Source organism: Martelella limonii, assembly GCF_013344475.1.
Lineage (GTDB): Bacteria > Pseudomonadota > Alphaproteobacteria > Rhizobiales > Rhizobiaceae > Martelella > Martelella limonii.
In genome coordinates, this window is the sequence record NZ_JABUOU010000008.1 from 132,395 (window position 1) to 158,214 (window position 25,820).

At 61.3% G+C, this 25,820-nt stretch carries 20 protein-coding genes and 1 pseudogene; 5 read left to right on the forward strand and 16 right to left on the reverse strand.

The window, feature by feature from the left end:
- Positions 1-170 precede the first annotated feature (170 nt).
- The 3 genes from HPQ62_RS16020 to HPQ62_RS16030 form a co-directional block, all read right to left on the reverse strand.
- A complete protein-coding gene (locus HPQ62_RS16020; protein ID WP_174803581.1) occupies positions 171-1,178 on the reverse strand; it encodes a DctP family TRAP transporter solute-binding subunit in 1,008 nt (335 codons plus the stop codon).
- A gap of 337 nt (positions 1,179-1,515) precedes the next feature.
- Positions 1,516-2,871 carry a sigma-54-dependent transcriptional regulator gene (locus HPQ62_RS16025; protein ID WP_174803582.1) on the reverse strand — a complete coding sequence of 452 codons (1,356 nt, stop codon included), beginning with the start codon at positions 2,869-2,871 and terminating at the stop codon, positions 1,516-1,518.
- Positions 2,872-2,883: 12 nt separating this feature from the next.
- Positions 2,884-4,611: a sensor histidine kinase gene (locus HPQ62_RS16030; protein ID WP_174803583.1), complete on the reverse strand. Its 1,728-nt coding sequence runs from the start codon at positions 4,609-4,611 to the stop codon at positions 2,884-2,886.
- Positions 4,612-4,934: 323 nt separating this feature from the next.
- Between HPQ62_RS16030 and HPQ62_RS16035 the strand changes: the two genes are divergently transcribed.
- Positions 4,935-6,011 (forward strand): ABC transporter ATP-binding protein, encoded by a 1,077-nt coding sequence (locus HPQ62_RS16035; protein WP_174803584.1) that lies wholly within the window; start codon positions 4,935-4,937, stop codon positions 6,009-6,011.
- 67 nt (positions 6,012-6,078) lie between these two features.
- Here HPQ62_RS16035 and HPQ62_RS16040 read toward each other — a convergent pair whose 3' ends face one another.
- The 5 genes from HPQ62_RS16040 to HPQ62_RS16060 all read right to left on the reverse strand — a co-directional run bounded on the left by HPQ62_RS16040 (position 6,079) and on the right by HPQ62_RS16060 (position 11,761).
- The gene (locus tag HPQ62_RS16040) at positions 6,079-6,921 is read right to left on the reverse strand and encodes a carbohydrate ABC transporter permease (RefSeq protein ID WP_174803585.1); all 843 of its coding nucleotides are present in this window, start codon (positions 6,919-6,921) and stop codon (positions 6,079-6,081) included.
- On the reverse strand, positions 6,921-7,805 hold the full coding sequence (locus tag HPQ62_RS16045) for a carbohydrate ABC transporter permease (RefSeq protein ID WP_206678096.1): 885 nt from the start codon (positions 7,803-7,805) through the stop codon (positions 6,921-6,923). Before HPQ62_RS16045 ends, HPQ62_RS16040 begins: the two co-directional genes overlap by 1 nt.
- A 67-nt stretch (positions 7,806-7,872) precedes the next feature.
- A complete protein-coding gene (locus tag HPQ62_RS16050; RefSeq protein WP_174803586.1) occupies positions 7,873-9,150 on the reverse strand; it encodes an extracellular solute-binding protein in 1,278 nt (425 codons plus the stop codon).
- 52 nt (positions 9,151-9,202) lie between these two features.
- On the reverse strand, positions 9,203-10,711 hold the full coding sequence (arfA, locus tag HPQ62_RS16055) for an arabinosylfuranosidase ArfA (RefSeq protein WP_174803587.1): 1,509 nt from the start codon (positions 10,709-10,711) through the stop codon (positions 9,203-9,205).
- 123 nt (positions 10,712-10,834) lie between these two features.
- On the reverse strand, positions 10,835-11,761 hold the full coding sequence (locus tag HPQ62_RS16060) for an ArsR/SmtB family transcription factor (RefSeq protein ID WP_174803588.1): 927 nt from the start codon (positions 11,759-11,761) through the stop codon (positions 10,835-10,837).
- A gap of 281 nt (positions 11,762-12,042) precedes the next feature.
- Between HPQ62_RS16060 and HPQ62_RS16065 the strand changes: the two genes are divergently transcribed.
- From HPQ62_RS16065 to HPQ62_RS21300, 3 genes and pseudogenes are all read left to right on the forward strand, one after another.
- Positions 12,043-12,861 (forward strand): response regulator transcription factor, encoded by an 819-nt coding sequence (locus tag HPQ62_RS16065; protein WP_174803589.1) that lies wholly within the window; start codon positions 12,043-12,045, stop codon positions 12,859-12,861.
- 286 nt (positions 12,862-13,147) lie between these two features.
- Complete coding sequence (locus HPQ62_RS16070) at positions 13,148-14,764, forward strand: ShlB/FhaC/HecB family hemolysin secretion/activation protein (RefSeq protein ID WP_174803590.1); 1,617 nt, start codon at positions 13,148-13,150, stop codon at positions 14,762-14,764.
- A 199-nt stretch (positions 14,765-14,963) separates the two neighbouring features.
- Positions 14,964-16,022: pseudogene (locus HPQ62_RS21300) on the forward strand (serine hydrolase domain-containing protein); the annotation flags it as partial.
- A 135-nt stretch (positions 16,023-16,157) separates the two neighbouring features.
- On the opposite strand, the gene HPQ62_RS16080 reads toward HPQ62_RS21300, so the two are convergent.
- From HPQ62_RS16080 to HPQ62_RS16105, 6 genes are all read right to left on the reverse strand, one after another.
- The gene (locus HPQ62_RS16080) at positions 16,158-18,107 is read right to left on the reverse strand and encodes a MacB family efflux pump subunit (protein WP_174803591.1); all 1,950 of its coding nucleotides are present in this window, start codon (positions 18,105-18,107) and stop codon (positions 16,158-16,160) included.
- 3 nt (positions 18,108-18,110) lie between these two features.
- A complete protein-coding gene (locus HPQ62_RS16085) occupies positions 18,111-19,313 on the reverse strand; it encodes an efflux RND transporter periplasmic adaptor subunit (RefSeq protein WP_174803592.1) in 1,203 nt (400 codons plus the stop codon).
- A 374-nt stretch (positions 19,314-19,687) separates the two neighbouring features.
- A complete protein-coding gene (locus HPQ62_RS16090; RefSeq protein ID WP_174803593.1) occupies positions 19,688-20,020 on the reverse strand; it encodes a hypothetical protein in 333 nt (110 codons plus the stop codon).
- 87 nt (positions 20,021-20,107) lie between these two features.
- Positions 20,108-20,992 carry an NAD(P)-dependent oxidoreductase gene (locus tag HPQ62_RS16095; protein WP_174803594.1) on the reverse strand — a complete coding sequence of 295 codons (885 nt, stop codon included), beginning with the start codon at positions 20,990-20,992 and terminating at the stop codon, positions 20,108-20,110.
- Positions 20,985-21,506 (reverse strand): gluconokinase, encoded by a 522-nt coding sequence (locus HPQ62_RS16100; RefSeq protein WP_244629733.1) that lies wholly within the window; start codon positions 21,504-21,506, stop codon positions 20,985-20,987. The genes HPQ62_RS16095 and HPQ62_RS16100 overlap by 8 nt, the downstream gene beginning before the upstream one ends.
- 1 nt (position 21,507) lies before the next feature.
- The gene (locus tag HPQ62_RS16105; protein WP_174803595.1) at positions 21,508-22,272 is read right to left on the reverse strand and encodes an SDR family oxidoreductase; all 765 of its coding nucleotides are present in this window, start codon (positions 22,270-22,272) and stop codon (positions 21,508-21,510) included.
- Positions 22,273-22,496: 224 nt separating this feature from the next.
- On the opposite strand from HPQ62_RS16105, the gene HPQ62_RS16110 reads away from it, so the two are divergent.
- Positions 22,497-23,531: an L-idonate 5-dehydrogenase gene (locus HPQ62_RS16110; RefSeq protein ID WP_174803596.1), complete on the forward strand. Its 1,035-nt coding sequence runs from the start codon at positions 22,497-22,499 to the stop codon at positions 23,529-23,531.
- A 101-nt stretch (positions 23,532-23,632) separates the two neighbouring features.
- Here the strand turns inward: HPQ62_RS16110 and HPQ62_RS16115 are convergent, their stop codons facing one another.
- Together HPQ62_RS16115 and HPQ62_RS16120 are read right to left on the reverse strand one after the other, a co-directional pair.
- Complete coding sequence (locus HPQ62_RS16115; RefSeq protein WP_174803597.1) at positions 23,633-24,736, reverse strand: ABC transporter substrate-binding protein; 1,104 nt, start codon at positions 24,734-24,736, stop codon at positions 23,633-23,635.
- Between the two features lie 42 nt (positions 24,737-24,778).
- On the reverse strand, positions 24,779-25,816 hold the full coding sequence (locus HPQ62_RS16120) for an ABC transporter permease (protein WP_174803598.1): 1,038 nt from the start codon (positions 25,814-25,816) through the stop codon (positions 24,779-24,781).
- Positions 25,817-25,820: the final 4 nt, after the last annotated feature.

Consider the following 25,820-nt stretch of genomic DNA (forward strand, 5'->3'; position numbering starts at 1 on the left):
CAGGCGCCTTGCGTGCGAATGGACGCAGCAAGGACGCACCAGCGTGTTCATTCCGCGCATCGCGCTTTGCGAAAATCGAAGCCGATTTCCGCGCCGATGCGCCAGGCCCGCCGCCGGGGCTCACATCCCCTGCCCGACGGCGGGCCGGCCTTGCTTCGCAAAAGCGGGTTCTAGTTGTTGGATTCGACGGCGGCCTGAATCAGGTCGGCACCGATATCGCCCTCGAACTCGGTCCAGACCGGCTTCATGGCGTCAATCCAGGCCTGGCGCTGTTCAGGCGTCAGCACCCGCACTTCCGAGCCGGCATTGATGATGTTGGCGCGGTTCTCTTCTTCCTTGGCGGCCACTGACGCGTTGGCTTCAGCCGTCACTTCCTCGACGATCGCCAGGAAGCGGTCGCGGAAATCGGGATCCAGGCCATCGAGCCAGTCGGTCGAGGTCACCAGCAGATAGGCCAGAAGCTGGTGGTTGGTCTGGGTTATGCCGTCCTGCACCTCGAAGAACTTCTGGGTGTAGATGTTCGACCAGCTGTTTTCCTGCCCGTCGACGACGCCGGTCTGCAGCGCGCCGTAGACTTCCTTGAAGGCGAGCTTCTGGGCGGAGGCATCAAGCGCATTGATCATGGCAACAGCCACATCGGAGGTCTGCACCCGGAACTTGAGACCGGCCGCGTCGCTCGGCATGATCAGCGGCTTGTTGGCCGAAAACTGCTTCAGGCCGGAAGACCAGTAGCCAAGGCCCATATAGCCCTTGTCTTCCATCGCGGTCAGCATGCCCTTGCCGGCATCGCTGGTGGTGAAGCTTTCAACCGCGTCGAGGCTCGAGAACAGGAACGGCAGGTCATAGAGCCGGTATTTCAGCGTGTAGGCCTCGAACTTGGCGAGCGAGGGAGCAGCAAGCTGGACATCGCCGAGCAGCAGCGCTTCCAGCACCTTGTCGTCGTCGAACAGCGTGGAATTGGGGAAGACCTCCATGCAGGCCTCGCCATCGAGTTCCTTGTTGACGCGGTCGGCCAGCATGCGCGCGGCATCGCCCTTCGGATGGCCCTGATCGGCCACGACGTGGCTGAACTTGATGACCATCTCGTCGCCGCTGCAGGCATCGTCCGCTGCGGAAACGGCGGAAGCAGCGGCAAAGAGCGCGGCTGCGGATACGGCGGCTGTCAGAAATTTCTTCATGGTTTACGTCCTCCCGTTAAACCCTCATCATGTCACAATGGGACCATCGTCCCGGCGAAGCGTGCACACGGCAGCCCCGCATCGATCTACATGACAGCGGCAATTCCGGACGCCCGCTCGCGGTCGCGTGAAACCCCTCCCGCGACGTCACCCCTCCGCCGCTGCCTCCCGTTATCCAGCAAACGGCGTGCCAGTTTGAAGTTTTTTTTAATTATTTATTATATTCAGCAACTTAGCTGAATCTCTCCGTGAGCACTGACGCGACCCTGCAGCCGATGTGTCGCCGACGACACGTCGCGCCATCCCCGAATGGGTAGCAGACGACACATTGCGCCTGCTATTCGCCGTCATCGACATAGTCGATCCGCAGGCGCTTCATCTTGTCGTAGAGACCCTTGCGCGAAATCTGCAGCGCCTCATAGGTGGGCTTCAGCGCGCCGTCATGGCGTGCCAGTTCGCCGGCGATGACCTGGCGCTCGAAGGCCTGCAACTGGTCGGCAAGCGGCACGCCGGCAGAAGGCGCGATCTGGGCTCTGTCATCGAAGCCCTGCCAGAGACCGAGGACGAAACGGTCGGCATAGTTTCTGAGTTCGCGCACATTGCCCGGCCAGTCCTGCGCCATCAGATCGGCCTGCAGGAGCGGTGATATTTCAGGGATCTCCCGGCGGAAGCGCGCACGCGCATCGCGCGCCAGAAAGAAGAACAGCAGCGGAATATCGTCGCGTCGTTCCCGGAGCGGGGGAATATCAAGCGTCACGACGTTCAGCCGGTAGTAAAGGTCCGCCCGGAACCGCCCTGCATCGCTCTCAAGCTTCAGATCGGACTTGGACGCAGCCACGATGCGGATATCGAGCGCGATCTGCTTGTTGGAGCCCAGCCGCTCGATGGTGCGGGTCTCGATCGCCCGCAGGATCTTGGCCTGAAGGTCGAGCGGCATCGATTCGATCTCGTCGAGAAACACCGTGCCGCCATCGGCGTGCTCCAGCTTGCCGATGCGCTGCTTGCTCGCTCCGGTAAAGGCGCCGGCCTCGTGGCCGAAGAGCTCCGCTTCCATCATGTCGGCCGGGATTGCCGCGCAGTTGATGGCAACGAAATTGCCGCTCGCCCGCCTGCCGGTGTCGTGCAGCGCGCGCGCCACCACTTCCTTGCCGGAGCCGGTTTCCCCGCGCACAAGCACATCCACATCGGTATCGGCGAGCATCGCGATCTGTTCTCGGAGCCGGACGATGCCCCTGGTGCGGCCGACAAGGCGCAGCGACAGCGCGTCGTGACCGTCGAGTTCCGAGCGGAGGGTGCGGTTTTCGAGCACGAGGCGGCGCTTTTCCAGCGCGCGATCGATCACGGTATAGAGACGGGAGGCCTGAAACGGCTTCTCGATGAAATCATAGGCGCCGGCGCGCATCGCATCGACCGCCATCTGCACGTCGCCGTGCCCCGTGATCAGGATCACCGGAAAGGTCGGATCGATCGACAGCGCCGATTTCAGGAGCGCCATGCCATCCATGCCCGGCATCCGGATATCGGAGACCAGCACCGCATAGGCTTCGTGGGTGATCCGCTCCAGCGCGCTTGCCGCATTGTCATGCACGGCAACATTGACGCCTTCAAGCTCCAGCCCCTGGGCCAGCGCATGGCGCAGATCGTCATCATCATCGACCAGATGGACGAGCGGTATCGCCGCCTGCATTTCCATGATCCGCCTCTCCTATTCCGCCGGCTTCAGCCACAGTTCGAAGACCGCGCCGTCCGCATTCGGCAACAGACGGACGCCGCCGCCGAAATCCTGCATGATGTTGTATACGATGGATAGTCCAAGACCGCTGCCCTGCCCGGTGCGCGTGGTGAAGAACGGCTCGAATACCTCGCCCGCGACGTCCGGCGAAATCCCCGGACCATTGTCGCTAACTTCAATATGAACCCACTCGCCGATACCTTTGAGCTGAACGCGGATCAGTCCGTCCGTCCGCCCATCGAGCGCGTCGATCGCATTGCTGAACAGGTTGACGAAGACCTGCGACAGCCTGATGCGGCCTGCGTCGACCATCACGCCGCCAAGCGCCGGATCGACCTCGATCGAAACCCCCGCCCTGTCCGCTTTTGGCCGGATCAGGATCAGCGCCTCACGCAACGCCGCCTGAACCGCCACGGGCTGGCTCTTGGTCGCGGGCTTGCGCGAAAATGCCAGCAGCGTTCCCGACAGTTCCGAAATCCGGGCGACCATGGCCGTGATCCGGTCCAGATTGCCCTCGGCAATTTCGCCCTTGCCAAGCGTCAGCGCTTTCCTGGTGTTGGCGGCATAGGTTTCGATTGCCGCCAGCGGCTGGTTGATTTCGTGGCTGAGCGCTGCCGCCATCTGCCCGACGCCGGCAAGCTTGGCGGCCTGGATCAGCTCGCGCTGCACCCGCTTCAACTCGCGCTCCGCCTCCTTGCGCTCCTCGACCTCGTGCGACAGGTTGCGGTTTGCAAGGCTGAGCGCGCGGGTGCGATCCCTGACCGCGCGTTCGAGACGCAGCGCCTGCGCCCGCTCGCGCCGTCTCAGGCGCAGACGGTCCTCGATCCGACCGATCAGGAAAAAGGCGATGACGGCAACCAGCAGGAAGATCAGCAGCGAAATGCCGATGGCCGCCGACTGCGCGGACACGATCCGGCTGCGGTCCCCCAGGACATGCAGTTGCCACCCCATCAGCGGCAGGTCGCGCATGACGTCGATATGGGTTTGCGCACGGCCTCTTTCGGCACTGAAACGGGCGTCGATCTCCGACACCGGCTTCAACAGCCAGTTTTCCCGGTTGGACAGGAAGATCGTGCCGCCGCCATCGGTGACGAATATCGGATTGTCCGACAGCGCCCAGGTCCGTTCGACCGCATCGAAGCCGACATAAACGGCGACAACGCCCATCAGCCTTCCATTGCGGCGGATGCCGGAGCCGAAGGCATAGACGCGGCTCTTGCCCTTGAGAAGCGCAATGGTGCGGCCAAGGCGGTTTTCCTGCGCCGCCCTCATGAGCTCGGCGCGGCCGGCCGGCTCATCGCCGAAAATATCGCGCGCGGCGGCAAGCAATTCGCCGTCTGCAGAAAAGAACGCGACGTCGCGCGCGCCTGAAAGCCCGGCGATCTCTTCCGCAAGGTTCCCCGCGATCTTGCGCACATAATCCCGCGAGGCGAGGTTTGCAAAGACCAGCGCGACCTCGTCCTGACGGGCAAGAAGCGGCGGAATGAGCCGGTATTTCTCGAGCACGCCATTCAGCACCTCCGCCTGCACCGCAAGCGTTTCAGCGGCCTGATCCTGGACATATTCACGGGTGCGGACGGTGACCACCTTCCAGGCGGCATAGGTCGAGGCGAGCGCAAGGACGACAAGAAAAAGGGCGACGCCTGCGCGCAGCCTGAAGAAGCGGCGTCTGAGCGCTGCTCCGGTAAGCCAGCTATCCATCCCCTCCCCCATGGCCGATGCATTGCCCGGCCCTGCCTCTCATTCGCCGAGAGAGAGGGCCATCACACGATCAGAAGGCAATTCAGGGACAGAATGTCAACCGAGCGGATGGTAAGGGTTGCCGGCGGGCGTGGATGGGCGGTGGCAGGCGGGCCTGCGTCCCGCACCCGCAACACCGGATCTTCCTCAGAGCAACAATGGGCTGCGCGGGACCGCGCCGGCGCCGGAAACAGAGGCAATCTTTGTGCGAAGCTGGGCCGACAATATCTTGACTTCTGATCCAGACCGGAAACAATGGTTTGAAAGACTTCTGGGAGGAAGAAATGGCTCCAATCAAGCTTGAGCATGTTTCCAAGAGCTTCGGAAACGTCAATGTCATCAATGATATTTCGCTTGCTGTGGAAAGCGGCGAACTGATGGTTTTCCTGGGTCCGTCGGGATCCGGCAAATCGACGCTGCTCAGAATGATCGCAGGCCTCGAAACCATCGATGACGGCGCGCTGATGATTGACGGCGTGCGCAGCGAAAACCTGGCGCCGGGGCAGCGCAATGTCGCCATGGTCTTCCAGAACTACGCACTCTATCCTCACATGACCGTCCGCGACAACATGGCCTTTGGTCTCCGCAATATCGGCATGAGCGCCGAGGCGGCTGAAGAAAAGGTGCAGGAAGCGGCGCGGATGCTGGAAATGGTTCAGCTTCTCGACCGTCGCCCGGCCCAGCTTTCCGGCGGGCAGCGCCAGCGCGTGGCGATCGGCCGGGCGATCGTGAAGGAGCCGAAAGCGTTCCTGTTCGACGAGCCGCTCTCCAATCTCGATGCAGCGCTGCGCGTCAGGACCCGTGTCGAGCTCGCCCAGCTCCACAATCGCATGAAGGCAACGATGATCTACGTCACCCACGACCAGACCGAGGCCATGACGCTTGCCGACCGGATCGTGGTGCTGAACAATTGCCAGATCGAGCAGATCGGCACGCCGATGGAAGTCTATCTGAGGCCCGCTTCGCGCTTCGTGGCGGGCTTTGTCGGTTCGCCCGGCATGAACTTCCTCAAGGCCGACATTACCGGCTCCGAACGGCTGGAAGCACGCCTCAGCGACGGCGCGACGATCGACGTTGCGATCGAGAATGTTGCGCCCGGCGCCTACGAGCTCGGCATTCGTCCCGAATCTGTCGCGGTTGCGACCGAAGGGCAGCAAGCCACCACCACGGCGACCGTCAGCGTTGTCGAACGGCTGGGCGAGCGGACGCTGCTCTACTGCGCGCTGGAAGACGGCTCGGAGCTGATCGCGACCGACAGCGGGCGCTCCGATATCCGGCCCGGCGACAAGGTCGGCCTCGTCTTCGACACCACCGCGCTGCACCTGTTCGACGAAGCAGGCCGCGCCTATCACGCCCACTGATTGCGGAAAGACATGAGAAGGCCGCGGTGGATGACACCGCGGCCTTTTTCGTTTCCGTTCCGAAAGACTAACCCTTGATCCCGGCCGACAGCGTGATCGCCTGGGTCACCTTGCGCTGGAAGATGAGATAGGCGAGCGCCACCGGGAGGCCGGCGAGCACGGCAGCGGACAGTTCGCGCGCGTAATAGACGCCGAAGGCATCGTTGACCTGGGTAATGCCGACGGTGATCGTCATCATTTCCGTCTTGGTGACGGCGAGGAACGGCCACAGGAACGCATTCCACGACCAGATGAAGGTCACGATCGCCAGCGCCGTCGTCACACCCCAGTTCATCGGCATGTAGACCCGGGTCAGGATCCGCCATTCGGAGGCATTGTCCATCGCCGCAGCCTCGCGGAAATCCTTCGGCACATTGTCGAAGAACTGCTTGTAGACGATGATCACCACCGGGTGGATAAGCTGCGGCAGCACGATGCCGGCCCAGGTGTTGATGAAACCGAACCGGGCCATGAGCTCGAAATGGTTCACGATCAGCACCTGCATCGGCACCATGAAACTGGCCAGGATCAGCCACCACAGCACCCGCCGGAACGGGAATTCGAGCTGCGAGATCGCATAACCGCATAACATAGACGAGCCGACCGTCAGCACCGTGATCGAGAGCGCGGTGACGATCGAGTTCACATACCAGATGCCGATCTGGGTCTCGGTCAGCGCGGCGTAGTAATGCGAAAAGGTCAACGTCTCGGGCCAGAGCTCGATATAGCTCCGGACCACCTCGTCTTCGGGCTTGAGCGATGACACCACGCCCCAATAGAGCGGAAACGCCCAGATAATGGCGGCGACCACCGTGATCAGGGTGATGAGAAGGCCGGCAATGTTCAGCCGCTTTGCCGTTGTCGCGTTCATCATGCCCTCCCCTTCGAAAGCCTGGTCAGCTGGAAGTTCAACACCGACACCACGATCACGAGAATGAACAGCACCACGGCAGCGGCTGCCGCCCGTCCGCCCTGGTCATACTGGAAGGCGCGCTGGAAGACGTAATAGACGAGAACGAGATTGTCGTTCGGGCGCCCGCCGGTCGAGAACAGGTAGACCTGATCGAAGATCTTCAGCTGAGAGATCAGCTGGATCGTCAGCACCAGCGCCGTTACCGGCCACATCAGCGGCCAGGTGAGCTTGCGGAAGGTCGTGAGCCTCGACGCATTGTCAAGCGCTGCGGCCTCGTAGATCTCGGCCGGGATGGCCCGAAGCCCTGCCAGAAACAACAGGATCGAGAACCCGGCAGTCCACCAGATCGTGATCAGGCCGACGGCGGGCATGAACCAGACTGTGGACTTGAACACGGGAACGCGATCAATGCCGAGCATGTCGAACAGATACATGGCAATGCCGAACTGGAAGTTCAGCGTCCAGTCCCAGATCAGATAGACCACCGAAACAGGCAGGATATACGGAAGGAAAAACAGCGCCAGAACCAGCGCCTGGATCCGCCCCTTGAGCCGCGAGATGCCAAGGGCAATGGCGAAGGCGACGAGCGTGCCGGGAATGACGGTAATCGCCACGAAATAGGCGGTGTTCCAGAACGCCGTATCGAAACGGCGGTCGCTCCACAGCCTTGTATAGTTGTCGAGGCCGACAAACGCGCCGCTGCCGATCAGCGGTGCGTCCTGAAAGGAAATGATCAGCATCCGGATGGTCGGATAGATGAAGATCAGCCCGTAAATGGCGACGAACGGCGCGATCAGCAGAAGAGCAATCAGCGCTTCATTGCGTTTGTTGCGGAGCATCATGGTGGAGCCTCAAATCACACTCAGTTGGCGAAGGGCCCGCCGGCGGGACGCCGGCGGGCCGCTCAGATCACTGCAGATCATTCAGCTCGTACTTGATTTCCTCCACCGCCTCGGCCGGCTCCATTTCGCCGTTGAGGGTCGGAACGAAGTAGGTGGACATGACATCATAGATAGGCCCGGCAACGCCCGCGAGCGTCGATTTGGGGTCGAAGATCATGTTCTCGGTCACGCTCGAATAGGTCGCGTTCGGCTCCATCTGCTGGTACTCGGCAGATTGCGTTACCGGACCATAGGCCGGGATGTGACCGGCGGTCGCCCAGACCAGCGAGTGCTTGGTCAGCCAGGAGATGACTTCCAGCACGGCAGCCTTCTTCTCCGCGGTCATCTCATTGCCCGCATTGGCGGGGATCGCGAACGTATGGCTGTCTGCGTAGGTGCCGGCATGGTCGAAGATCACCGGAAGCTCCACAGCGCCCCATTCGAACAGCTTGCCCTGCTCGTTGAGGTCGATCATCGTCGGCACTTCCCAGACGCCGTTGATCATCATCGGCGATTCACCCGAGGTGAACAGCGCGACCGTTGCCGGATAGTCGGTATAGGTCGTCTGCAGGCCATCATTGGTCCAGCCCTGGAGCACCGAAAGAGCGTTCTCGAGCTTCTCGGCATTGTCGCCGGCGAGGAACTCCCCGTCGGTCATCAGTTCGCCGTCCTGCTGCGCCATCAGCGAATAGATGGTGCGGAACATGAAGGTGCCGTCCGCCGTGGTCGAGGCGAGCGGGAATTCGGTACCGGATTCCTTGAGCGCCTTCAGCGTGGATTCGAAGCCTTCGCGGGAATCGAGGCCCTTCGGCTTGCCATCTTCGGTCAGAAGGCCCGCCGCTTCCAGCGTATCCTTGTTGTAGTAGAGAATGATCGGGTGGGTATCGAAGGGCACGGCATACTGCTTGCCATCGACGGTCACGGCATCCCAGGTGGAGGCAGCATAATCAGCCTCCGACAGGCCCATTGTCTGCCAGTCTTCAGGCGTGATTTCCTGAAGAAGGTCCTGGCTGACAGCAAGCGGAATGCGGCTTGCGTGATAGGTCATGATATCGGGACCCTCGCCGATCGCCACCGAGGTGCGAACCTTCGAATAGAACGGCGTTCCCCATTCCAGCGTGGTGGCATCAATGGCGATCTTGCCTTCGTGCTCCGCGTTGAAATCGGAAATCAGCTGCTTCATGCGCACGCCGTCGCCGCCGCTCAGAAAGTCCCACCAGGTGACCGTTTCCTGGGCCTGGGCCGCGCTGCCAAACACCGCCGCAGCGATGATGGCGCCTGTAGCTACACCAAAAAATTTTCTCATCTTCTCCTCCTCGCTTTTTTCAATGCGGCCTCCCGCCGCAAGGTTGCATTCTCTAAAGGGTTACACGGATCATCGAGTATGAATAGGGCGGCACCGTCACCGATACCTTGTCGCCAGACAGTTCCGCGCCATCGTGGCGGACCGGCCCGACATTGTCCGGGTTCTCCTTCGTGTTCTTCGCCTCAAGATCGTCATGCTTGATCAGAGTATGCTCGACCGATTTCGGCGTACCGAAACGCTCGAGCGAGAGATCGATCGTCATGGGCTCCTCACCGTGACGATTGACCGCAAAGAAGGTGACCGTCCCCTCGTCGCCGTCATGGACGCCGGCGATATCGAGATAGGACACATTGGCCGCGATATCGGCATTGTAGGTCTCGCAATCGACATCGAGATCAAGCGCCGTGCCGCGACCGTAGCGCGAGGCGAACTGGAAGGGATAATAGATCGTCTGCTTCCAGGCTGCCCCGCCCGGCGCCGTCATGATCGGCGCAATGACATTCACAAGCTGGGCGATGCAGGCGATACGCACGACGTTGGAGCGCCGGATGAAGGTGTTGAGGATGCAGCCGACCTGCAGCACGTCCTCGAAATTGTAGATATCCTCCAGAAGCGCCGGCGCTTCCGGCCAGTCCCATTCCTTCATGCGCTTTTCGTCTGCTTCGCGCTCATGATACCAGACGTTCCACTCGTCGAAGGAGATCTTCACATCCTTCTTGGAGCGCTTCTTCGCCTTGATATAGTCTATCACGCCGCTGACCGAACCGATATAGCGGTCGAGCTTTTCCGGCAGCGCCAGATATTCGCGCGTGTTTTTCTCGTAGTTCATGAAATACATGTGCAGCGAGATGAAATCGATCTGATCATAGGTTTCGTCGAGCACCGTTGCTTCCCATTGCGGGAAGGTCGGCATGTCGGAATGGGACGAGCCGCACACGACCAGTTCCAGATCCTTGTCGAAGGCGCGGATGGCTTTCGCTGTCTCGTTGGCGAGGTGGCCGTATTCGGAAGCGCTCTTGTGGCCGACCTGCCAGGGACCGTCCATCTCGTTGCCAAGGCACCAGAGCTTCACATTCCAGGGATCGGCCTGACCGTTCTTGCGGCGCAGGTCCGACCAGTAGGTGCCGCCCGGATGGTTGACGTATTCGACAAAGTTGCGGGCATGATCGAGACCGCGCGAGCCGAGGTTCACGGCCAGCATCATTTCCGTATTGGCAGCTTCTGCCCAGCGGGCGAATTCATGAATGCCGACCTGATTGGTTTCCTTGGTGCGCCAGGCAAGATCGAGCCGGGTCGGACGCTCGCTCTGCGGGCCGATGCCGTCTTCCCAGTTATAGGCGGAGACGAAATTCCCGCCCGGATACCGGCAGATCGGCGTATCGAGTTCGCGCACGAGGTCGATGACGTCGCGGCGCATGCCGTTTTCGTCCGCGGTCGGATGGCCCGGCTCATAGATGCCGGTATAGACTGCCCGCCCGAGATGCTCGAGAAACGAGCCGTAAAGCCTCGGATCGATCGTGGAAATCGTGAAATTCTTGTGCGCTGTGACGCGGGCCTTCATAGATGATCCTCCCAAATCCATTTTTTGGTATAAACCAAAATTTATGGATAATAATGCCGTGATTCATCCGTTCGTCAAGCGTCATTTCTGATTGTTGCGCTCGCTTCAGCGTCGCAGCACCGTCTATTTGGTGGTCAGCCTCAGCACGATATCCTGATCGTAATTGCCGAAACCCTTGCCGAAAATATTGACGCCGCCGGGGTGGCGCGCATCTTCGCGCACGCTGATGCACAGACGGATCGAATGCCGCGCGCCAAGCTCCAGATCGGCCAGACAGACATCCGACATCTTGATGCCGTCGACGTAAGAGCCCGTCTCGCACACACGGAAACGCTTGAGCATCCCATATTGAGAGCCGTTGAGCTTCCACCAGTCCGGCGTGAATACTCCACGGCGATCCCCGAAATCGCCCGGCGAGGTCCACTGGCCGATATCGATGCCGTTGACGGTAATGGTGATATCGGAAGGCCAGTCCGGATTGGTGCCCGGCATTTCCGAGGAGAGCTCCATCGAGAACTCGAGCTCGGTCACCTCCCGGTTGTCGAGCCTGGCATTGTTGGGGAACTGATATTCCACCTTGCCGCGCGTGAACCACAAAAGCCCCGCCTTCATGCGCATCGGATCGAGAAAGGCATCCGGCACATCGAGCAGACCGATAATGCCCTCGCTGGTGCAAAGACCGCAGGGCGCCGTGACCTCGAAGGCGGTATAGAGTCCGACCGGCATGGCGACCTCGATGCCGCCGCTGCGGGCATCATCGATCTTGTCGGAAAAGACGATCGCGATTTCATCATAAAGATTGGTGCAGAGTTTCTGGTTACCCTTGCGCGCCCTGATGATCTCGGTGCGGATCAGCCCGGCCTCTTCCAGCAATTGCACGCTCAAGGAGACCGTCGACTGCGGCACGCCCAGGATTTCGCCAATCTCCTTGACGTTCAGCGCGCCCCTCTTGCGCAAGAGCTTCAGCACGGCAATGCGCGCCGGCGCTGAAAGCCCCTTGATGACCTGGAAATCCTTTTCGGGATCCACAACGAGAAAGTTTCGCGACATGGCTGTTTTTGTTCGACTGTTCTTGCCAAAAAACTTTCATATCAGAATCCTTGGATTGGTCAATCATGTGACGTTCCTGTGACACACGCTGCAAAAGCGCCTTTTTCCTTTCCCTTCGGTTGCGTTTCCCTGCCGACGGACGCCGTGATCTGTTCCATCCTGTAAGAACGGTAAATCCACGTTTCCCACCGCAAATCCGGATCGGCGGGTTGCTCACAATATTGCCAATTGCTTAAATACCATCAGCGTGCGACTACCATTGTTAACAATCACACAAGCTGATGTTGGACGAAACCATCGATACCGAACGGATTTATGCCCTCTGGGATGAACTGGCGGACTTTGAGGCGTCCCGCATGCCGGCGGCGCGTCATCACCTGCTTTCTGTCGTCTGTGACATGATCGATGCTCCGCAGGCCGACTGGATCGGGGCCGTGCGGCTTGACGACAACGTTCAGCGCGATCCGCTTTTCGGCTGGCGTCCCCGCAGCCTTTCGGCGCTTTACCCCGATGAGGAAACGGAAAAGACCATCCAGCAAGCCTTTGCCCTGATGGAGAAGGGTGAGCCGGACATCACCACGATCCGCAACGCACAGCTTGCCGGCAAATTCCGTGTGTTCATGCTGGATGAGCTTGCGACGCCGGAATGGTTTGAAAGCAATTCATACAAGACGTTTTACCGCGGCCTGGACCGGCTTGATTCCATCTGGGTCGGGATTCCCATCAATGCGGATGCCGAAATCCAGATCGGCTTTCACCGCTCGCTCTCGCAGGAAAAATTCAGCGAACATGAGCGTCAAATCGTGGCCCATGCCCTGCGCGGCATCCGGTGGTTTTACCGCCTGCAGATGCTCTCGGAAGGGATCGGCGTCGCCTCGGAGCCGCTGACCCCGATGGAAAACCGGGTTCTGCACGACTTGCTCCAGGGGCTATCGGAGCGCAAGATCGCAGAGGACAACGGCCAGAGCCACCATACCGTGCATGATCACGTCAAGCGGATCTACCGGAAATACGGCGTTACCAGCCGCGCGGCCCTGATGGCGCTGTGGCTTGGAAAGCCCACCCCCCTAAATAGGGGATTCCAAACGCAGGACGCCTGATCGATAAGCATTTTCTGAATGGGACTCGCCAGAAACGGTGCGCCAAGCCTTACCTTTAGAGAAGGCAGAGCTGGGTTCCTCAAGCAACGCTCCATGTGGGGGAACCATGCAGCAGCAGGCTTTGTCAAAGATATCAGGCTTCGTCGCAGACGCGGTTCCGCAGCCACCTGCCGTCGTCGATCCGCAGACGGCTGAATGTAAGTCTGCAGAGACCCAGATCAAGAACGGGGCGGAGGTTCGGTCCGTTTCGTTCAGGCAGGTGTGCGTAGCCCTCGGTTCGCTTGCAATGGGTTGCCTTTTCGCAAACGCCGCACTTGCGCAAACCGCAGGCCGGATCGAACAGACGGTCGCCGGCCAGAACACGATCCTTGAACGGTTCACGCCGCCGCCGCGTGTCGGCACGGTGGATATCCAGGTTCAGGATCAGCGCACGCGCACTCCCGAAAAGGACGCGGAGGCGATCCGTTTCACGCTGAATTCCGTGACGATCGAGGGCGCCGACACACTTCCGGCAACGGCATTTTCCGGTCTCTGGCAGGGCATGGTGGGTAAGGTGATCACCCTAGCCGATCTCTACCGGCTCGCAGGCGAGGTCGACGCCCGATACCTGAACGCCGGCTATCTTTCGATGACCGTCGTGCCCGTTCAGGACTTTTCATCCGGCAAGATCACGCTGCGCGTCTATGAAAGCTACGTCGAGACGCTGGAGATCAACAGCGACATTCCCGGCATTCGGGATCGGCTCGCGCCTTATATCGATCGGATCATCGCCATGCGGCCGATCCGGATCAAGGAGGCCGAGCGCATCCTGCTGCTGATGAGCGATCTTGGCGGCCTCGATATCGAAGGCACGCTGATACGGCCGGAAAATCCTCAGGGCGGCGGCACATTGCGTCTCAACATCGGCTTCGACCGGTCCTCGGGGGGCGTCGGGCTCGACAATCTCGGCACCGATGAGGTCGGGCCGCTGGAATTGTCCGGCAATGTCACCGTCAACGACCTGCTCGGGCTTTTCGACACGGCAAGCCTTGTGGGCGTGACGGTTCCCAACATGCCGCAGGAAATGATCTTTCTGCAGGCCTCACAGGATATTCCGATCGGCTTCAACGGTCTGTCAGCCGGCTACGACCTTTCATACATCACCCAGAAGCCGGGCGGCGACCTGAAATCCGACGACATCCATATTGAGTCCGTGATCGGCACGATGCGTCTCGATTATCCCTTCGTGCGCACGATCGACCAAAGCCTGTTCGGACGGATCGAGGTCAATCTGCGCAACGACCGGGTCGATGTCATGGGCGCGCGGGCAGCGCGCGAGCAGACGCGCTGGGCCGCCATGTCGCTGACCTATGACCGCCAGATCGGATCGACCGCATTTCTGACGACAAGCGAATTCGGCCAGGGCCTCGGCCAGGAAGCCGCATCACCGGAGGTACCGGAGGACTACCGGTTCGCGCGGCTGAGCTTCGACATCGCGCATGAACTTACCGCCGACACCGCCATTCGCCTGCGCAGCGCCGGGCAGTATTCCGCAACGCCCCTGCCTTCGGCAGCGCAGTTTTCGCTCGGGGGCGATCCCTATGGCTGGGCGTTCGACGGCAGCACCCTTTCAGGTGCCAGCGGCGCGGCCGCCGCCCTGGAACTCAGCCATGATATCGAAACCGGCTGGTCCGCCCTTCCCGGCCTCACGCTGACGACCTTCGCGGATTATGGCGTGGTGTGGAACGAAGAGGCGAGCGCCGACTATGCGCGCGATGCCCTCGGCTCGGTCGGCGTCGGCGTCAGCGGCATGCTTGCGGAAAAGATGACCTTTCAGCTGATCGCGGCCGTACCGTGGTACAGTCCCGACAATGGCGAGGATGAAGGCCTCCGGGTTTTCTTCAGACTTGGACTGCCGCTCTGAGGGGCCACGCAGTCACATGACACGAAATGCTCCGGTGAAGCCGCTGGATGCAACGCGCTCTGATCGCGGCGATCAGGACAATTCACATTTGGATCTAGCTGGGAGAAACCCTATGAAGAAGATCTTCATTTCGCGAGGCGGTTTGGCGTCTATGGCTGCGATCGCCAGCGCCCTGTGGGCTTCGGTTGCGATGGCGGGCATGCAGGAGGACCTGCAAGCCAGGCTGGACAATTTCATTGCGGCGCGCAGCGCACCCGAAAGCGTCACCGGCATATCCGCCTATGTCAGCCTGGGTGCGGACGGACCGGACTATAGCGCCTATGCCGGGACGATGGGCAAGGATAGCAAGGAGCCCGTCGGCCCGGACACGCTCTACCAGATCGGCAGCAACACCAAGGGCTTTACCGGAGCGCTGATCCTGGCGCTGGAAGCCGAGGGCAAGGTCGATATCCACGACACCGTAGGCGACTGGCTGCCGGAATATGAGGCATGGTCGGACGTGACGATCCAGCAATTGCTGCACATGACCAGCGGCTTGCCGACCTATTCGGAGACGGCGGAATTGAACGAAGCCTTCGTGAACACCCCCGATCGGGATTTCACGATGCCCGAACTGATCGCCATGGCCTATCCGAGCGAAACCGTGGACCTGCCGACCACGGAAGGCTATTTCTACTCGAATACCAATTACATTCTCGCTGGCATGATCGCCGAAAAGGCATCGGGCATGTCCTACAAGGATGCGCTCGAGGAGAAGCTGTTCAAGCCCGCAGGCCTGACCGAGACGTTCTACGAGCCTTTTTCCTATGGCGAGGACGTGTTGTCGCGCATGCCTTCCGGTTACTTCAACAATCCGGAATGCACACTTTATGACGCGGATTGCGAAGTCAGCCAGCTGGCCCCGCTGATGGGCCGCGACGTGAAGACGGACTCCGTCAGCTGGGCGGGCCCTGCGGGCGGCATCGTCAGCACGCCGGAGGATCTTGCGAAATGGATCCGCGCCGTCTTTTCCGGAAAGGTGCTGCCGGAAAAGCAGCTGGCGGAGTTTGTAACGCCCGTGTCGCTGGCAACCGGCGAGATCATCGATGATGTATCGGACGAGGACCCGCGGGGCTTTACCCTCGGCCTGACGCGCGTGACCGCGCCTGGCATGGACCCGATGTATTACTATCTCGGAATGACGCTCGGCTACCGCGCCGCCTTCATCTACTCGCCCGAACAGGACGTGATCGTGACCGCCGCCACCAACTCCCAGCCGCCCGCCCCAATGATGCGCATTTCCCTTGGCTTTCATGGAGAAAATCGAAAGCTCCGATGCCTGCCGAAGGCAGAGCCTCGACGACCACTCCCTTGTACAAACGCCCGGTTTCCGGATTGCGCAGGCCGCGCCGCCTCACTCGCCCGAAAGGGCTGCCACCGGATCAAGCTTCGAGGCGCTGCGGGCCGGGAGATAGCCGAATGTGACGCCGATCAGGGTCGAGCAGATCACCGCGGCGACAATCGAACCCGGCGAATAGAGCACGGTAAAGCCGGAGCTCAGCGCCGTCAGCAGGCTGCCAAAACCGAGCGCCGCCGCAATCCCGAGGCAGCCGCCGATCAGGCAGACGATGATGGCCTCGATCAGGAACTGGAGCAGGATATCGCTGCGCCGCGCGCCGACGGCCATCCGCACGCCGATCTCCGAGACCCGTTCGGACACGGAGACCAGCATGATGTTCATCACCCCGATGCCGCCAACCACAAGGGAAATCACCGCGATCGCCGTGATCAGCAGTGCCAGCGTCATCGCGGTGCTGGTGATCGTTTCGCGAATATCGTCCGTGTTGAGGATGTAGAAATCCTGGGTGCCATGCCTTTGCGTCAAGAGCGCCGTCACCGCATTCTCGGCGTCACGCATGTCATAGCCGTCATCGACCCGCAGGATCACGCTGCGCAAAGTCGTCTTACCGAGGGCGCGCGTCTGGACGGCGGTATAGGGCATGTAGAGCGAAAGGTTGCCACTCGACCCGAACCCGGTCTGGCTGGTCTTGACCACGCCGATGACCCTGACCGGGACATTGCCGGCCAGGATCACCTTGCCGATCGGATCCTCGCCCGCTGCAAAAAGCGTGTCGCGGGTGTTGGCGTCGATGACGGCATCCTGCGAGCGGGTCCGGACATCCGCCTCGTTGAAGAGGCTGCCTTGCTCGAGTTCAAGCGCCTTCGCCGTGAAATACGCCGCGCCGACGCCATTGACGAGCGCATTGGACTCCACTGAACCGTAGCGCACCGTCGCGGCGCGCGAGACGGTGGGCGTGACGGCTGCGGCATAGGGCTGCTGGGACAGCGCGACGGCATCGTTGACGACCAGCGTGGTGATCTTTCCGGCGCGCACATCGCCGAAGGTCTTGCCGGCGAAGATCTCCAGCGTATTCGTGCCGAGGCTCGATATGTTTTCGAGCACCTTCGATTGCGCGCCCTGCCCGATGGCAACGACGCTCACCACCGAAGCAATGCCGATGATGATGCCGAGCATGGTGAGAAAGCTTCTCAGCTTGTGCGCCCACATGGACACAAGCGCCATCTGGAAAGCCTCTCCCAGCGCCGCACCGAACCGGAAGGGCGATCGCTTCTGATGCGGCCCTTGCGTCTCGCGCCCGGCAGCCCGGCCACCCTCGCGCGTGAGCGTGTCCGCGGTGATCTCGCCATCGGCGATCTCGATGATCCGGGCGGCGCGGCTTGCCACCTTCGGATCATGGGTCACGATGATGACGGTGTGACCTTCGGCATTCAGCTCCTCGAGGATTTCGAGGACATCATCGCCGCTGCGCGAATCGAGCGCGCCGGTCGGCTCGTCGGCAAGGATGACATTGGCGCCGTTCATCAGGGCGCGAGCGATCGAAACGCGCTGCTGCTGGCCGCCGGACAACTGCCCCGGGCGGTGACCGGTGCGGTCTGCCATCCCGAGCCGTGCGAGCAATGCCGCAGCGCGCGTGCGCCGCGACGACGCTGCGATCCCGGCGTAGATCGCGGGAATTTCGACATTGCCGATCGCATTCAGCTCGGGCAGAAGGTGGTAGCGCTGGAAGATGAAGCCGAAGTGTTCGCGTCTGAGCGCGGCCAGTTCATCGCCGTCCAGGCTCGAAGCCGCGCGCCCGGCGATCCGGTATTCGCCGGAGGTCGCCTGATCGAGACAGCCGAGGATATTCATCAGGGTCGACTTGCCGGAACCCGACGAGCCGATGATGGCCACCATCTCGCCCTCGGCGATATCGAGGGTGACGCCCTTCAGCGCCTCGATCTCCTCGTCGCCGGTCCTGTAGGCGCGGCGGATGCCGGAGAGACTGATGAGAGGGGTGTTCATGGCTCAAAACCCCATCCGTGGCGGGCCGCGCATGCCCTCGCCGGCCGCATTCGCGTTGCCGGGGATATCGCCGGTGACCACGCGCTGGCCCTCGCTGAGGCCGGACGTCACCTCGGCCCTGACGCGGTTGTCGAGGCCGACCTCGATCTCGGTAGGCCTGATTTCACCGGCGCCATCCAGCACTTGAACCGTGTAACGGCCTTCGCCATCGGGCGTCGTGAGAACCGAGGACGGTATGGTGAGCACATTGCTCGCCGTGCCGAGGACGATCTCGACCTCCGCCGTCATGTAGGTCCTGAGCTTGCCGTCATCGTTTGGAACGGTGAACACGCCATTATAGTAGACGGCCTCCGACGAGGACGAACTGGTTGACGATGATGACGAGAAGCTCGAGTCGTTCTTGACCGATTCAGGCGCCGGCTCGATGGTTTCGAGCGTTGCGCGATAGACCGTATCGGGATCGCCGAACACGGTGAAGGAAACGGGCATGCCGGGGGACACCTTGGTGATATCCGCCTCGGAAATTTCGGTGCGCACCGTCATGCGGTCGAGCTGGCCCAGAACGACGATGGTCGGGGCCGACTGCAGCGCATTCACCGTCTGCCCTTCCTGGCTGACGATGGCAAGCACGGTGCCGTCGCTGGGCGCGGTGATCCTGGTATAGCCGAGATTGACCTTGGCCGTGTCGACCGCGACCTCTGCCTCGACGATCGCCGCCTGGATCGCCGCGATCTGGGCGGTGGTGACGCCGACCTCGGCAAGCGCGCTCTCATAATCGGCGCGGCTTCCCGTGTTCTTCCTGAGCAGTTCGGTGTAGCGCTCAAGCTTCTGCCTGTTGAGCGTCAGCGTCGCCTGTTTCTCCTGAAGCTGCGCCTTGGCGTTGTCGAGCGCTGCATTGGCGGTACGAAGTGCGTTTTCCTGGGTGCCGGAATCGATCTCGGCGATCAGATCGCCCTGCCTGACCTTGTCGCCGAGCTTCACGGCGACGGAGGTGATGCGGCCGGAAGCCTGGGCCCCGACGGCAACAAGACCGACAGGCTTCACGATGCCGGTGGCGAGCACGGTTTCCTCGATATCGCCGCGTGTGACAACCGCCGTCGCCGGCAGATCTCCCTTCGGTTTTTCGTAACGGCTCCACAACCAATACCCCGCCCCGCCCAGAACAATAAGAGCAAAAGCGGTGGTTGCGATTGTGCGGGATTTCATCTTCGGACCTTCGGTTGGCAGCGGCGGCGCTGAACAGTGCATCCCACCTCATACCGGAGGGCGAACCTGCCCGAAAGCATTCAGATCAATCAGCACCACGGCAGGAACCCGATTTTCGAATTGCTTTCGCCGCGACCGGCATCGGAATTCATGCACGGAACCCGCGCGAAAATCGCTTCCCGCGCGATCTTGGTACCTGAAGAAGATGGCATTTCTCTGCACCTTTCGGCACAGCGCGGCGGGAGGAGGCTGGTCAACGGTTGCCGTGAGGCGAAAACAGGCAAGCTGAGGAGATCGCCCTGGCGTTCGTTTCACCGCCTCTCCGCAGAACCAGACAGACCTTCGTCGTCTTCCAGCAAATCCGCCTGAGCCTCTCAGGCCGGGGCGTACTGGTCGCCGTCGAGGACATGATGGTGGACACGGCCGGTGAACATTTCCAGAAGGCCCTTGGTGACTTCGCGACCTCTTGAGCGGACGTCGGATTCCAGCGCCTTCGCCACAGCATCGAGATTGTCGTAGCGAACGCCCATGACGAGGGCATATTCGGGAGCGCCCTCATCGCGCTCTACGCCGAAATAGACCTGGAGGTCCTGCGCGCCGGGAAATTGCCGCCATATCGGAATGAGATTGTCGTGGACATAAGCCTTGAACTCGGCCTCACGGCCCTCATGGATCGTGCCTTCGAAAAGGGCATAACGGATGATCATGTGCGTGTCCTTCCTGGACCTTCCATGAACGGAAGGAACCCTGTTGAAGATCGAGGCTTTACCCTGCCCCCGGTGCGATCTGCCGGATCAGCCCGGCGCGGTGTCGCCGTCGAGCAGCCGCATCATTTCGGCCGAATCCTTCGACCCGAGCCCGGCGGCAACGAGCAGCCGGTGAATCTCCGTAACCTGACCGGTCATCGGCAGCGGCGTACGGGTCTTCAGCGCGAAGGCCTGCAGGCTGTCGAGGTCCTTCAGCATGTTGTCGATCCGGCCCGTCGGGGTGTAATCGCGCGCCGCAAACTTGGCCATGAACTCCTGCATGATGCTGCTGTCGGCACGGCCGCCGGCGAGTGCCTGCGGGATTGCGGCAGCATCGACGCCGCCGGCTTCGGCAAGCTTGACGGCTTCGGCGACGGCCTGAAACTGGACAGCGCAGAACAGCTGGTTGATCAGCTTTGTCGTCTGCCCTGCCCCGCTCGGGCCCATCAGCGTGTAATTGGCGCAAAGGTCCGCCATCACCGCGCGGGCCTTCTCGAAATCATCGCGCGTGCCGCCTGCCATCACCGTCAACCGGCCGGAAAGCGCGCCCGGCGCGCCGCCGGAAAGCGGGCAATCGACCCATCCCATGCCGGTTTCAGCAAGGAGCTTTTCCGACATTTCGGCTGTCACCTTCGGATCGATCGATGACATGTCGATCAGGAGCTTGCCGGAACTTGCCGCTTCGGCAACGCCATTTGCGCCGAAGACCACGGCCTTGACGATATCGGCATGGTTCAGGCTCATGATGATGAAGTCGGCAGCGCTCGCGGCCTCTTTCGGATTTGCGGCGGCGCGGGCGCCGAGCGCGACAAGCCTCTCGACCTTGGCAGCATCCAGATCGGAGATGAAGACCGTGTGCGCCTTCTCGAGAAGACGCGTGGCAATCGCCGTGCCCATGATGCCTGCGCCGATGACGGCGATTTTCTCACTCATTGTCTGCTCCCTCCGTTGCATTCAAGAATGCAAGCGACGTCTCGATGATGAGACCTTGTTCCATGGCGCAATCAACCTCTAGAACGTCTTGCTCGCCATAGGTGGCTTCGAGTGTCGCAAGCTGGCTGTCAAGCAGCGAGACCGGCATGCAATGTCCCGGCCGGTTGACCATGCGCGCGGCAAGCACCGCACGATCCCCGGTCAGGTGGATGAAGCGGAGTTCCGGCCCGGCGCGATCGCGCAACAGGTCGCGGTAGCGCTTTTTCAGCGCGGAACAGGCAATGACGACGCCACCGTCTTCGCCCGCGTCCGCAAGCGCCTTGCCAATCTTTTCCAGCCAGGGTTTGCGGTCATCATCATCGAGCGGGCTCCCGGCGCGCATCTTGTCCACATTGGCTTGCGGGTGGAGGCTGTCGCCTTCGACGAAACGGACGCCGAGGCGCTGCGCAAGCAGGCTGCCGGCGGATGACTTTCCGCAGCCGCTCACGCCCATGACGACGACGACGCTTTTCATGTCAGACGCTCACCGTGATGCCGCCATCGACGGCGAGCACATGACCGTTCACGAATGAAGAGGCCGGCGATGCGAGGAAGACGGCCGCGCCGACAAGTTCTTCGACATTGCCCCAGCGGCGCGCGGGGGTGCGGTTTTCGAGCCAGGCCGAAAATTCGGGATTGTCGACCAGCGCCTGGTTGAGCGGCGTCTTGAAGTATCCGGGCGCAATGCCATTGATCTGCAGTCCGTATTTGGCCCAGTCCGTGCACATGCCGCGGGTCAGGTTGCGTACAGCGCCCTTGGTGGCCGTGTAGGGCGCGATGCCGGGACGCGCCAGCTCGCTCTGGACCGAGCAGATATTGATGATCTTGCCGCTGCCGCGCTTGATCATGTGGCGTGCGACAGCCTGAGCGGTGAGGAAAACGCCGGTGATATTGGTATCCAGCAGCCGGTGCCATTGCTCTTCCGGGAAATCTTCGAGAGGCGAGCGATACTGGATGCCGGCATTGTTGATCAGGATCTCGATCGGGCCGACCGTCTCCTCGATGGCGTTGATGCCATCTTCAACCGCGTGCTTATCGGTAACATCGAAAGGGGCGGCATAGGCCTTGATGCCCTGTTCCTCGAAAGCCTTGACGGCCGCTGCCGTGCGCTCGGCATTTCTGTTGTTGACGACCGGGATCGCCCCCTGGGCTGCAAGCCCCGACAACAGCGCGTGGCCGATGCCCTGGCTTGAACCCGTTACAAGGGCAAGCTTTCCATCGAGTCTGAAGATGTCGGACATGGTTTCCTCTTCCCTTTGGCCGGCGCGATCGGGCATTTTTTGTCCGGATGAACGGCAGTATCAGCGCCTTTTCCGATTGATCTTGACTTAACTGTTATCGATAACATAATCAAGGCTAAAATCAGCGCGGAAGCGTCCGCCCTCGCAATCGGACGATGACCTCAGGGCTCAGGAAAGCCGGTCATCGCCGTGAGGCCGGGCAATGCTCACAATGGGAGGTCGTGATGAAAGCTGCGATTATTCATGCTGCAAAGGACTTGCGCATTGAAGACATGGAACCGGAGGCCGCCGGTCCCGGTCAGGTGGAAATCCGCATCGGCGCGGGCGGCATATGCGGCTCGGATCTGCACTATTACAATCACGGCGGTTTCGGCGATGTGCGCATCCGCCACCCCATGATCCTCGGCCATGAGGTCGCCGGCACGATTACCGCCCTTGGCCGGGGCGTGAGCCAGTTCGCTGTCGGCGATCGTGTCGCGATCTCCCCTTCCCGTCCCTGCAATGCCTGCAAATATTGCCTGAAGGGGTTGCAGAACCACTGCATGAACATGCGTTTTTATGGCAGCGCCATGCCGATGCCGCACATCCAGGGCGCGTTCCGTGAAACTCTGGTGGCCGAAGCCTGGCAATGCCACAAGGTCGCCGACCATGTTTCCCTTGGCGAGGCCGCGATGGCAGAGCCGCTGGCGGTGACGCTGCATGCCGTTTCGCGTGCGGGTTCGCTTCTGGGCAAGCGCGTTCTGGTGTCCGGCTGCGGGCCCATCGGCGCGCTGTGCATCGTCTCCGCCCGCGCCCATGGCGCGCGGGAGATTGTCGTGACCGATGTTCTGGATGAGGTTCTGCCCTATGCCCAGGCTGTCGGCGCCAACCGCGTCATCAATGTTGCGAACAAGCCTGAGGATCTCGCGGCCTATGCGGCGGGCAAGGGCTATTTCGATGTCATGTTCGAGGCCTCCGGCAACGCCCGCGCGCTTGCCAGCGGCCTGCAGGCGCTTGCCCCGCGCAGCGTGCTGGTGCAACTCGGCCTTGGCGGTGAAGTCGGCCTGCCGCAAAACATGGTGGTGTCGAAGGAGATCGATATCCGAGGATCATTCCGCTTCCATGAGGAATATGGCCTCGCGGTCGATCTCCTCAATCAGGGGCTGGTCGACGTCAAGCCGCTCATTTCCGAAACCTATCCGCTCTCCGATGCCGTCAATGCCTTCGAGACCGCCAGCGACCGCGCGCGATCAATGAAGGTGCAGCTGGCTTTCGAATAACGCCGGCCTGGCGCCGGCCACCTGCTGAAGTGCATCCCATTGAAAACGCCCCGGCCGCAAGACCGGGGCGTTTCATCTGCGGGGGAGGACCCGCCTGAGGCTTACTGGACGCCCCAGATTTTCTTGTATTCGTCGCGATAGCCATTGCCCGGATCGAATGTGTTTTCCGGTCCGCCGTCATATTCGACATTGTCCTTGGTCACCACGTGGAATGGCGCAATATAGCCGGACCAGTCCTGGCCCGCGAAGGCCCGGTTCAACTCATCGACGAGCTGCCAGCCCTGCAGGTAAAGCGGTTCCGCCACGGTGACGGCCTGATACTGCCCGGCGCGGATGCGCTGATAGGCGCTTTCCGAACCGTCGCCGGCAGCGACATTGACCGGAGCGCCATCGCCCGGCAGGCCTGCTGCTGCAAGCGACGGCCCCATGAAGTCGAAATATAGGTCGTTGATCGCCAGCGAATGCGTCCACTTGTCTCCGTATTTCTGCAGGAGCGAGGTGGTAAGCTGCGGCATGCGCTGGGACGTCTCAGCAATTGGCGTATCGACATATTCGAGCACCGTGCCGCCGAGATCCTCGATCTGCTTTTTCATCTCATCGGCTTTGGCGATGGCGATGGCATAGGTCGAGTCGGTAAAGATGATCACGCCCGGCTTGCCGTCGGCATCAACGAAGGCCCAGTCGGCAGCCGCCTTGGAAACATTCATCGGATCGGTGGTGACATTGGTGAAGATGCCGAGATCGGCATCGGGGCCAGCGGCAGGCGCTGCATGCCATGCGACCATCGGAATGCCGGCAGCCTTGGCCTGCTCCATGGCGGGGCCTTGTTCGACGGCATCAAAACCATTGATGATGATGCCATCGGGCTTCAGCGCCATGGCCTGCCCGAAGGCGGCGGTTCGGCCGGCAATCGAGCCGGCGCCGTCGAGCGTCGTCACCTTCCAGCCGACAGAGTCGGCTGCTTCACCAATACCATCTACCACTTTCAGGATGCCGCCATTTTTCATGTCTGCGGCCAGCACCACGATGGTCTTGCCGCTTTCGGCCTTCGGGCCGCTGGTCGGGCCGTCCCAGGTCGTGACCTGGGTGGCATAGCTGTCGACGAAGCTCTTGGCATCCGACATCGCATCCGCCAGGGCCGGCCCTGCCAGCGCGAGCATGGCAGCCGTTCCCGCCATCATCTGAATAAAAGTTCTGCGTTTCATGTATTCCTCCCGTTTGAAAAAGGACTTCCGCTCCCGTGAAGCCTATTTTGGCGCGGCGCGTTTGGTGCTGGCGCCGCGTTTACGCTGGGCGTAACCCGCGATGCCGATGGCGACCAGAAGCGTCACACCGTTGAACAGCGGCTCGACGAAGAAAGAACCACCGAATTGCTGGATGCCGGAGATACCCACGGCCAGGATGATCACGCCAACCACCGTGCCCCAGACGTTGACGCGGCCGGGCTTGATGGTTGTGGACCCGAGAAACGCGCCCACGAGAGCCGGCAAGAGATATTCAAGCCCGACGCTCGCCTGTCCGATCCGGAGCTTGGAGGCCAGGAGGACCCCTGCCAGCGCTGACAGGAAGCCCGAGCTGATGAATGCGCCGATGACGAATTTGCGGACCGGAATACCGTTCAGGGCGGCGGCCTTGGGATTGGCCCCGATGGCATAGAGGTAACGGCCGATCGGCAGATATTCGAGCGCGATCCACATCAGCAGCGCTATGCCGAGCACATAGAAGCCGGTGATCGGCAGACCGAATATCATGGTGCCGTTGAGGTCGTAGAACCCCTGCGGAAGGACGCCCACGACCTGCCGTCCACCGGTGTGCCACAGCGCGATCGCATAGAGCACCGTGCCGGTGCCGAGCGTGGCGATGAAGGAATCGATCTTTGCGACTTCAACGAGAAAGCCGTTGATGAGGCCGGTCAGGCTGCCGAGCGCGAGCACGATGAGGACGGCAGCCGGCCAGGGAATCCCAAAGACGGTCTGCAGGCTGATGGCCAGAATGTGCCAGAGAACGATACCGTAGCCGACCGTCAGGTCGATCCGCCCTGCCGCCATCGGGATCATCGCCGCCAGCGACAGGATCGCGATGATGGCCTTGTCCGAGATGATGGAGCGGACATTCAGCAGCGTCGGAAAGGTATTCGGCAGCATGATCGAGAACAGGATGATCAACAGCGCCGTGAGAATGACCAGACCATAGACAGGCAGAAAACGCCCGATCCGCTGTGCCGCCGAAAGACCCTTGAGTTCCGCTCTGGTGGGTTCCAGGGCGGTTGATTCCAGTGATTGCATTTTA

What these genes read in the sequence shown, in the direction of transcription:
- HPQ62_RS16045 (WP_206678096.1), bottom strand. Translation starts at nt 7,805, where the DNA reads ATGATGCTCCGCAACAAACGCAATGAAGCGCTGATTGCTCTTCTGCTG.
- HPQ62_RS16105 (WP_174803595.1), bottom strand. Translation starts at nt 22,272, where the DNA reads ATGTCCGACATCTTCAGACTCGATGGAAAGCTTGCCCTTGTAACGGGT.
- HPQ62_RS16020 (WP_174803581.1), bottom strand. Translation starts at nt 1,178, where the DNA reads ATGAAGAAATTTCTGACAGCCGCCGTATCCGCAGCCGCGCTCTTTGCC.
- HPQ62_RS16070 (WP_174803590.1), top strand. Translation starts at nt 13,148, where the DNA reads ATGGGTTGCCTTTTCGCAAACGCCGCACTTGCGCAAACCGCAGGCCGG.
- HPQ62_RS16025 (WP_174803582.1), bottom strand. Translation starts at nt 2,871, where the DNA reads ATGGAAATGCAGGCGGCGATACCGCTCGTCCATCTGGTCGATGATGAT.
- HPQ62_RS16040 (WP_174803585.1), bottom strand. Translation starts at nt 6,921, where the DNA reads ATGAACGCGACAACGGCAAAGCGGCTGAACATTGCCGGCCTTCTCATC.
- HPQ62_RS16090 (WP_174803593.1), bottom strand. Translation starts at nt 20,020, where the DNA reads ATGATCATCCGTTATGCCCTTTTCGAAGGCACGATCCATGAGGGCCGT.
- HPQ62_RS16085 (WP_174803592.1), bottom strand. Translation starts at nt 19,313, where the DNA reads ATGAAATCCCGCACAATCGCAACCACCGCTTTTGCTCTTATTGTTCTG.
- HPQ62_RS16110 (WP_174803596.1), top strand. Translation starts at nt 22,497, where the DNA reads ATGAAAGCTGCGATTATTCATGCTGCAAAGGACTTGCGCATTGAAGAC.
- HPQ62_RS16035 (WP_174803584.1), top strand. Translation starts at nt 4,935, where the DNA reads ATGGCTCCAATCAAGCTTGAGCATGTTTCCAAGAGCTTCGGAAACGTC.
- HPQ62_RS16095 (WP_174803594.1), bottom strand. Translation starts at nt 20,992, where the DNA reads ATGAGTGAGAAAATCGCCGTCATCGGCGCAGGCATCATGGGCACGGCG.
- HPQ62_RS16100 (WP_244629733.1), bottom strand. Translation starts at nt 21,506, where the DNA reads ATGAAAAGCGTCGTCGTCGTCATGGGCGTGAGCGGCTGCGGAAAGTCA.
- HPQ62_RS16115 (WP_174803597.1), bottom strand. Translation starts at nt 24,736, where the DNA reads ATGAAACGCAGAACTTTTATTCAGATGATGGCGGGAACGGCTGCCATG.
- arfA (WP_174803587.1), bottom strand. Translation starts at nt 10,711, where the DNA reads ATGAAGGCCCGCGTCACAGCGCACAAGAATTTCACGATTTCCACGATC.
- HPQ62_RS16065 (WP_174803589.1), top strand. Translation starts at nt 12,043, where the DNA reads ATGTTGGACGAAACCATCGATACCGAACGGATTTATGCCCTCTGGGAT.
- HPQ62_RS16030 (WP_174803583.1), bottom strand. Translation starts at nt 4,611, where the DNA reads ATGGATAGCTGGCTTACCGGAGCAGCGCTCAGACGCCGCTTCTTCAGG.
- HPQ62_RS16120 (WP_174803598.1), bottom strand. Translation starts at nt 25,816, where the DNA reads ATGCAATCACTGGAATCAACCGCCCTGGAACCCACCAGAGCGGAACTC.
- HPQ62_RS16060 (WP_174803588.1), bottom strand. Translation starts at nt 11,761, where the DNA reads ATGTCGCGAAACTTTCTCGTTGTGGATCCCGAAAAGGATTTCCAGGTC.
- HPQ62_RS16050 (WP_174803586.1), bottom strand. Translation starts at nt 9,150, where the DNA reads ATGAGAAAATTTTTTGGTGTAGCTACAGGCGCCATCATCGCTGCGGCG.
- HPQ62_RS16080 (WP_174803591.1), bottom strand. Translation starts at nt 18,107, where the DNA reads ATGAACACCCCTCTCATCAGTCTCTCCGGCATCCGCCGCGCCTACAGG.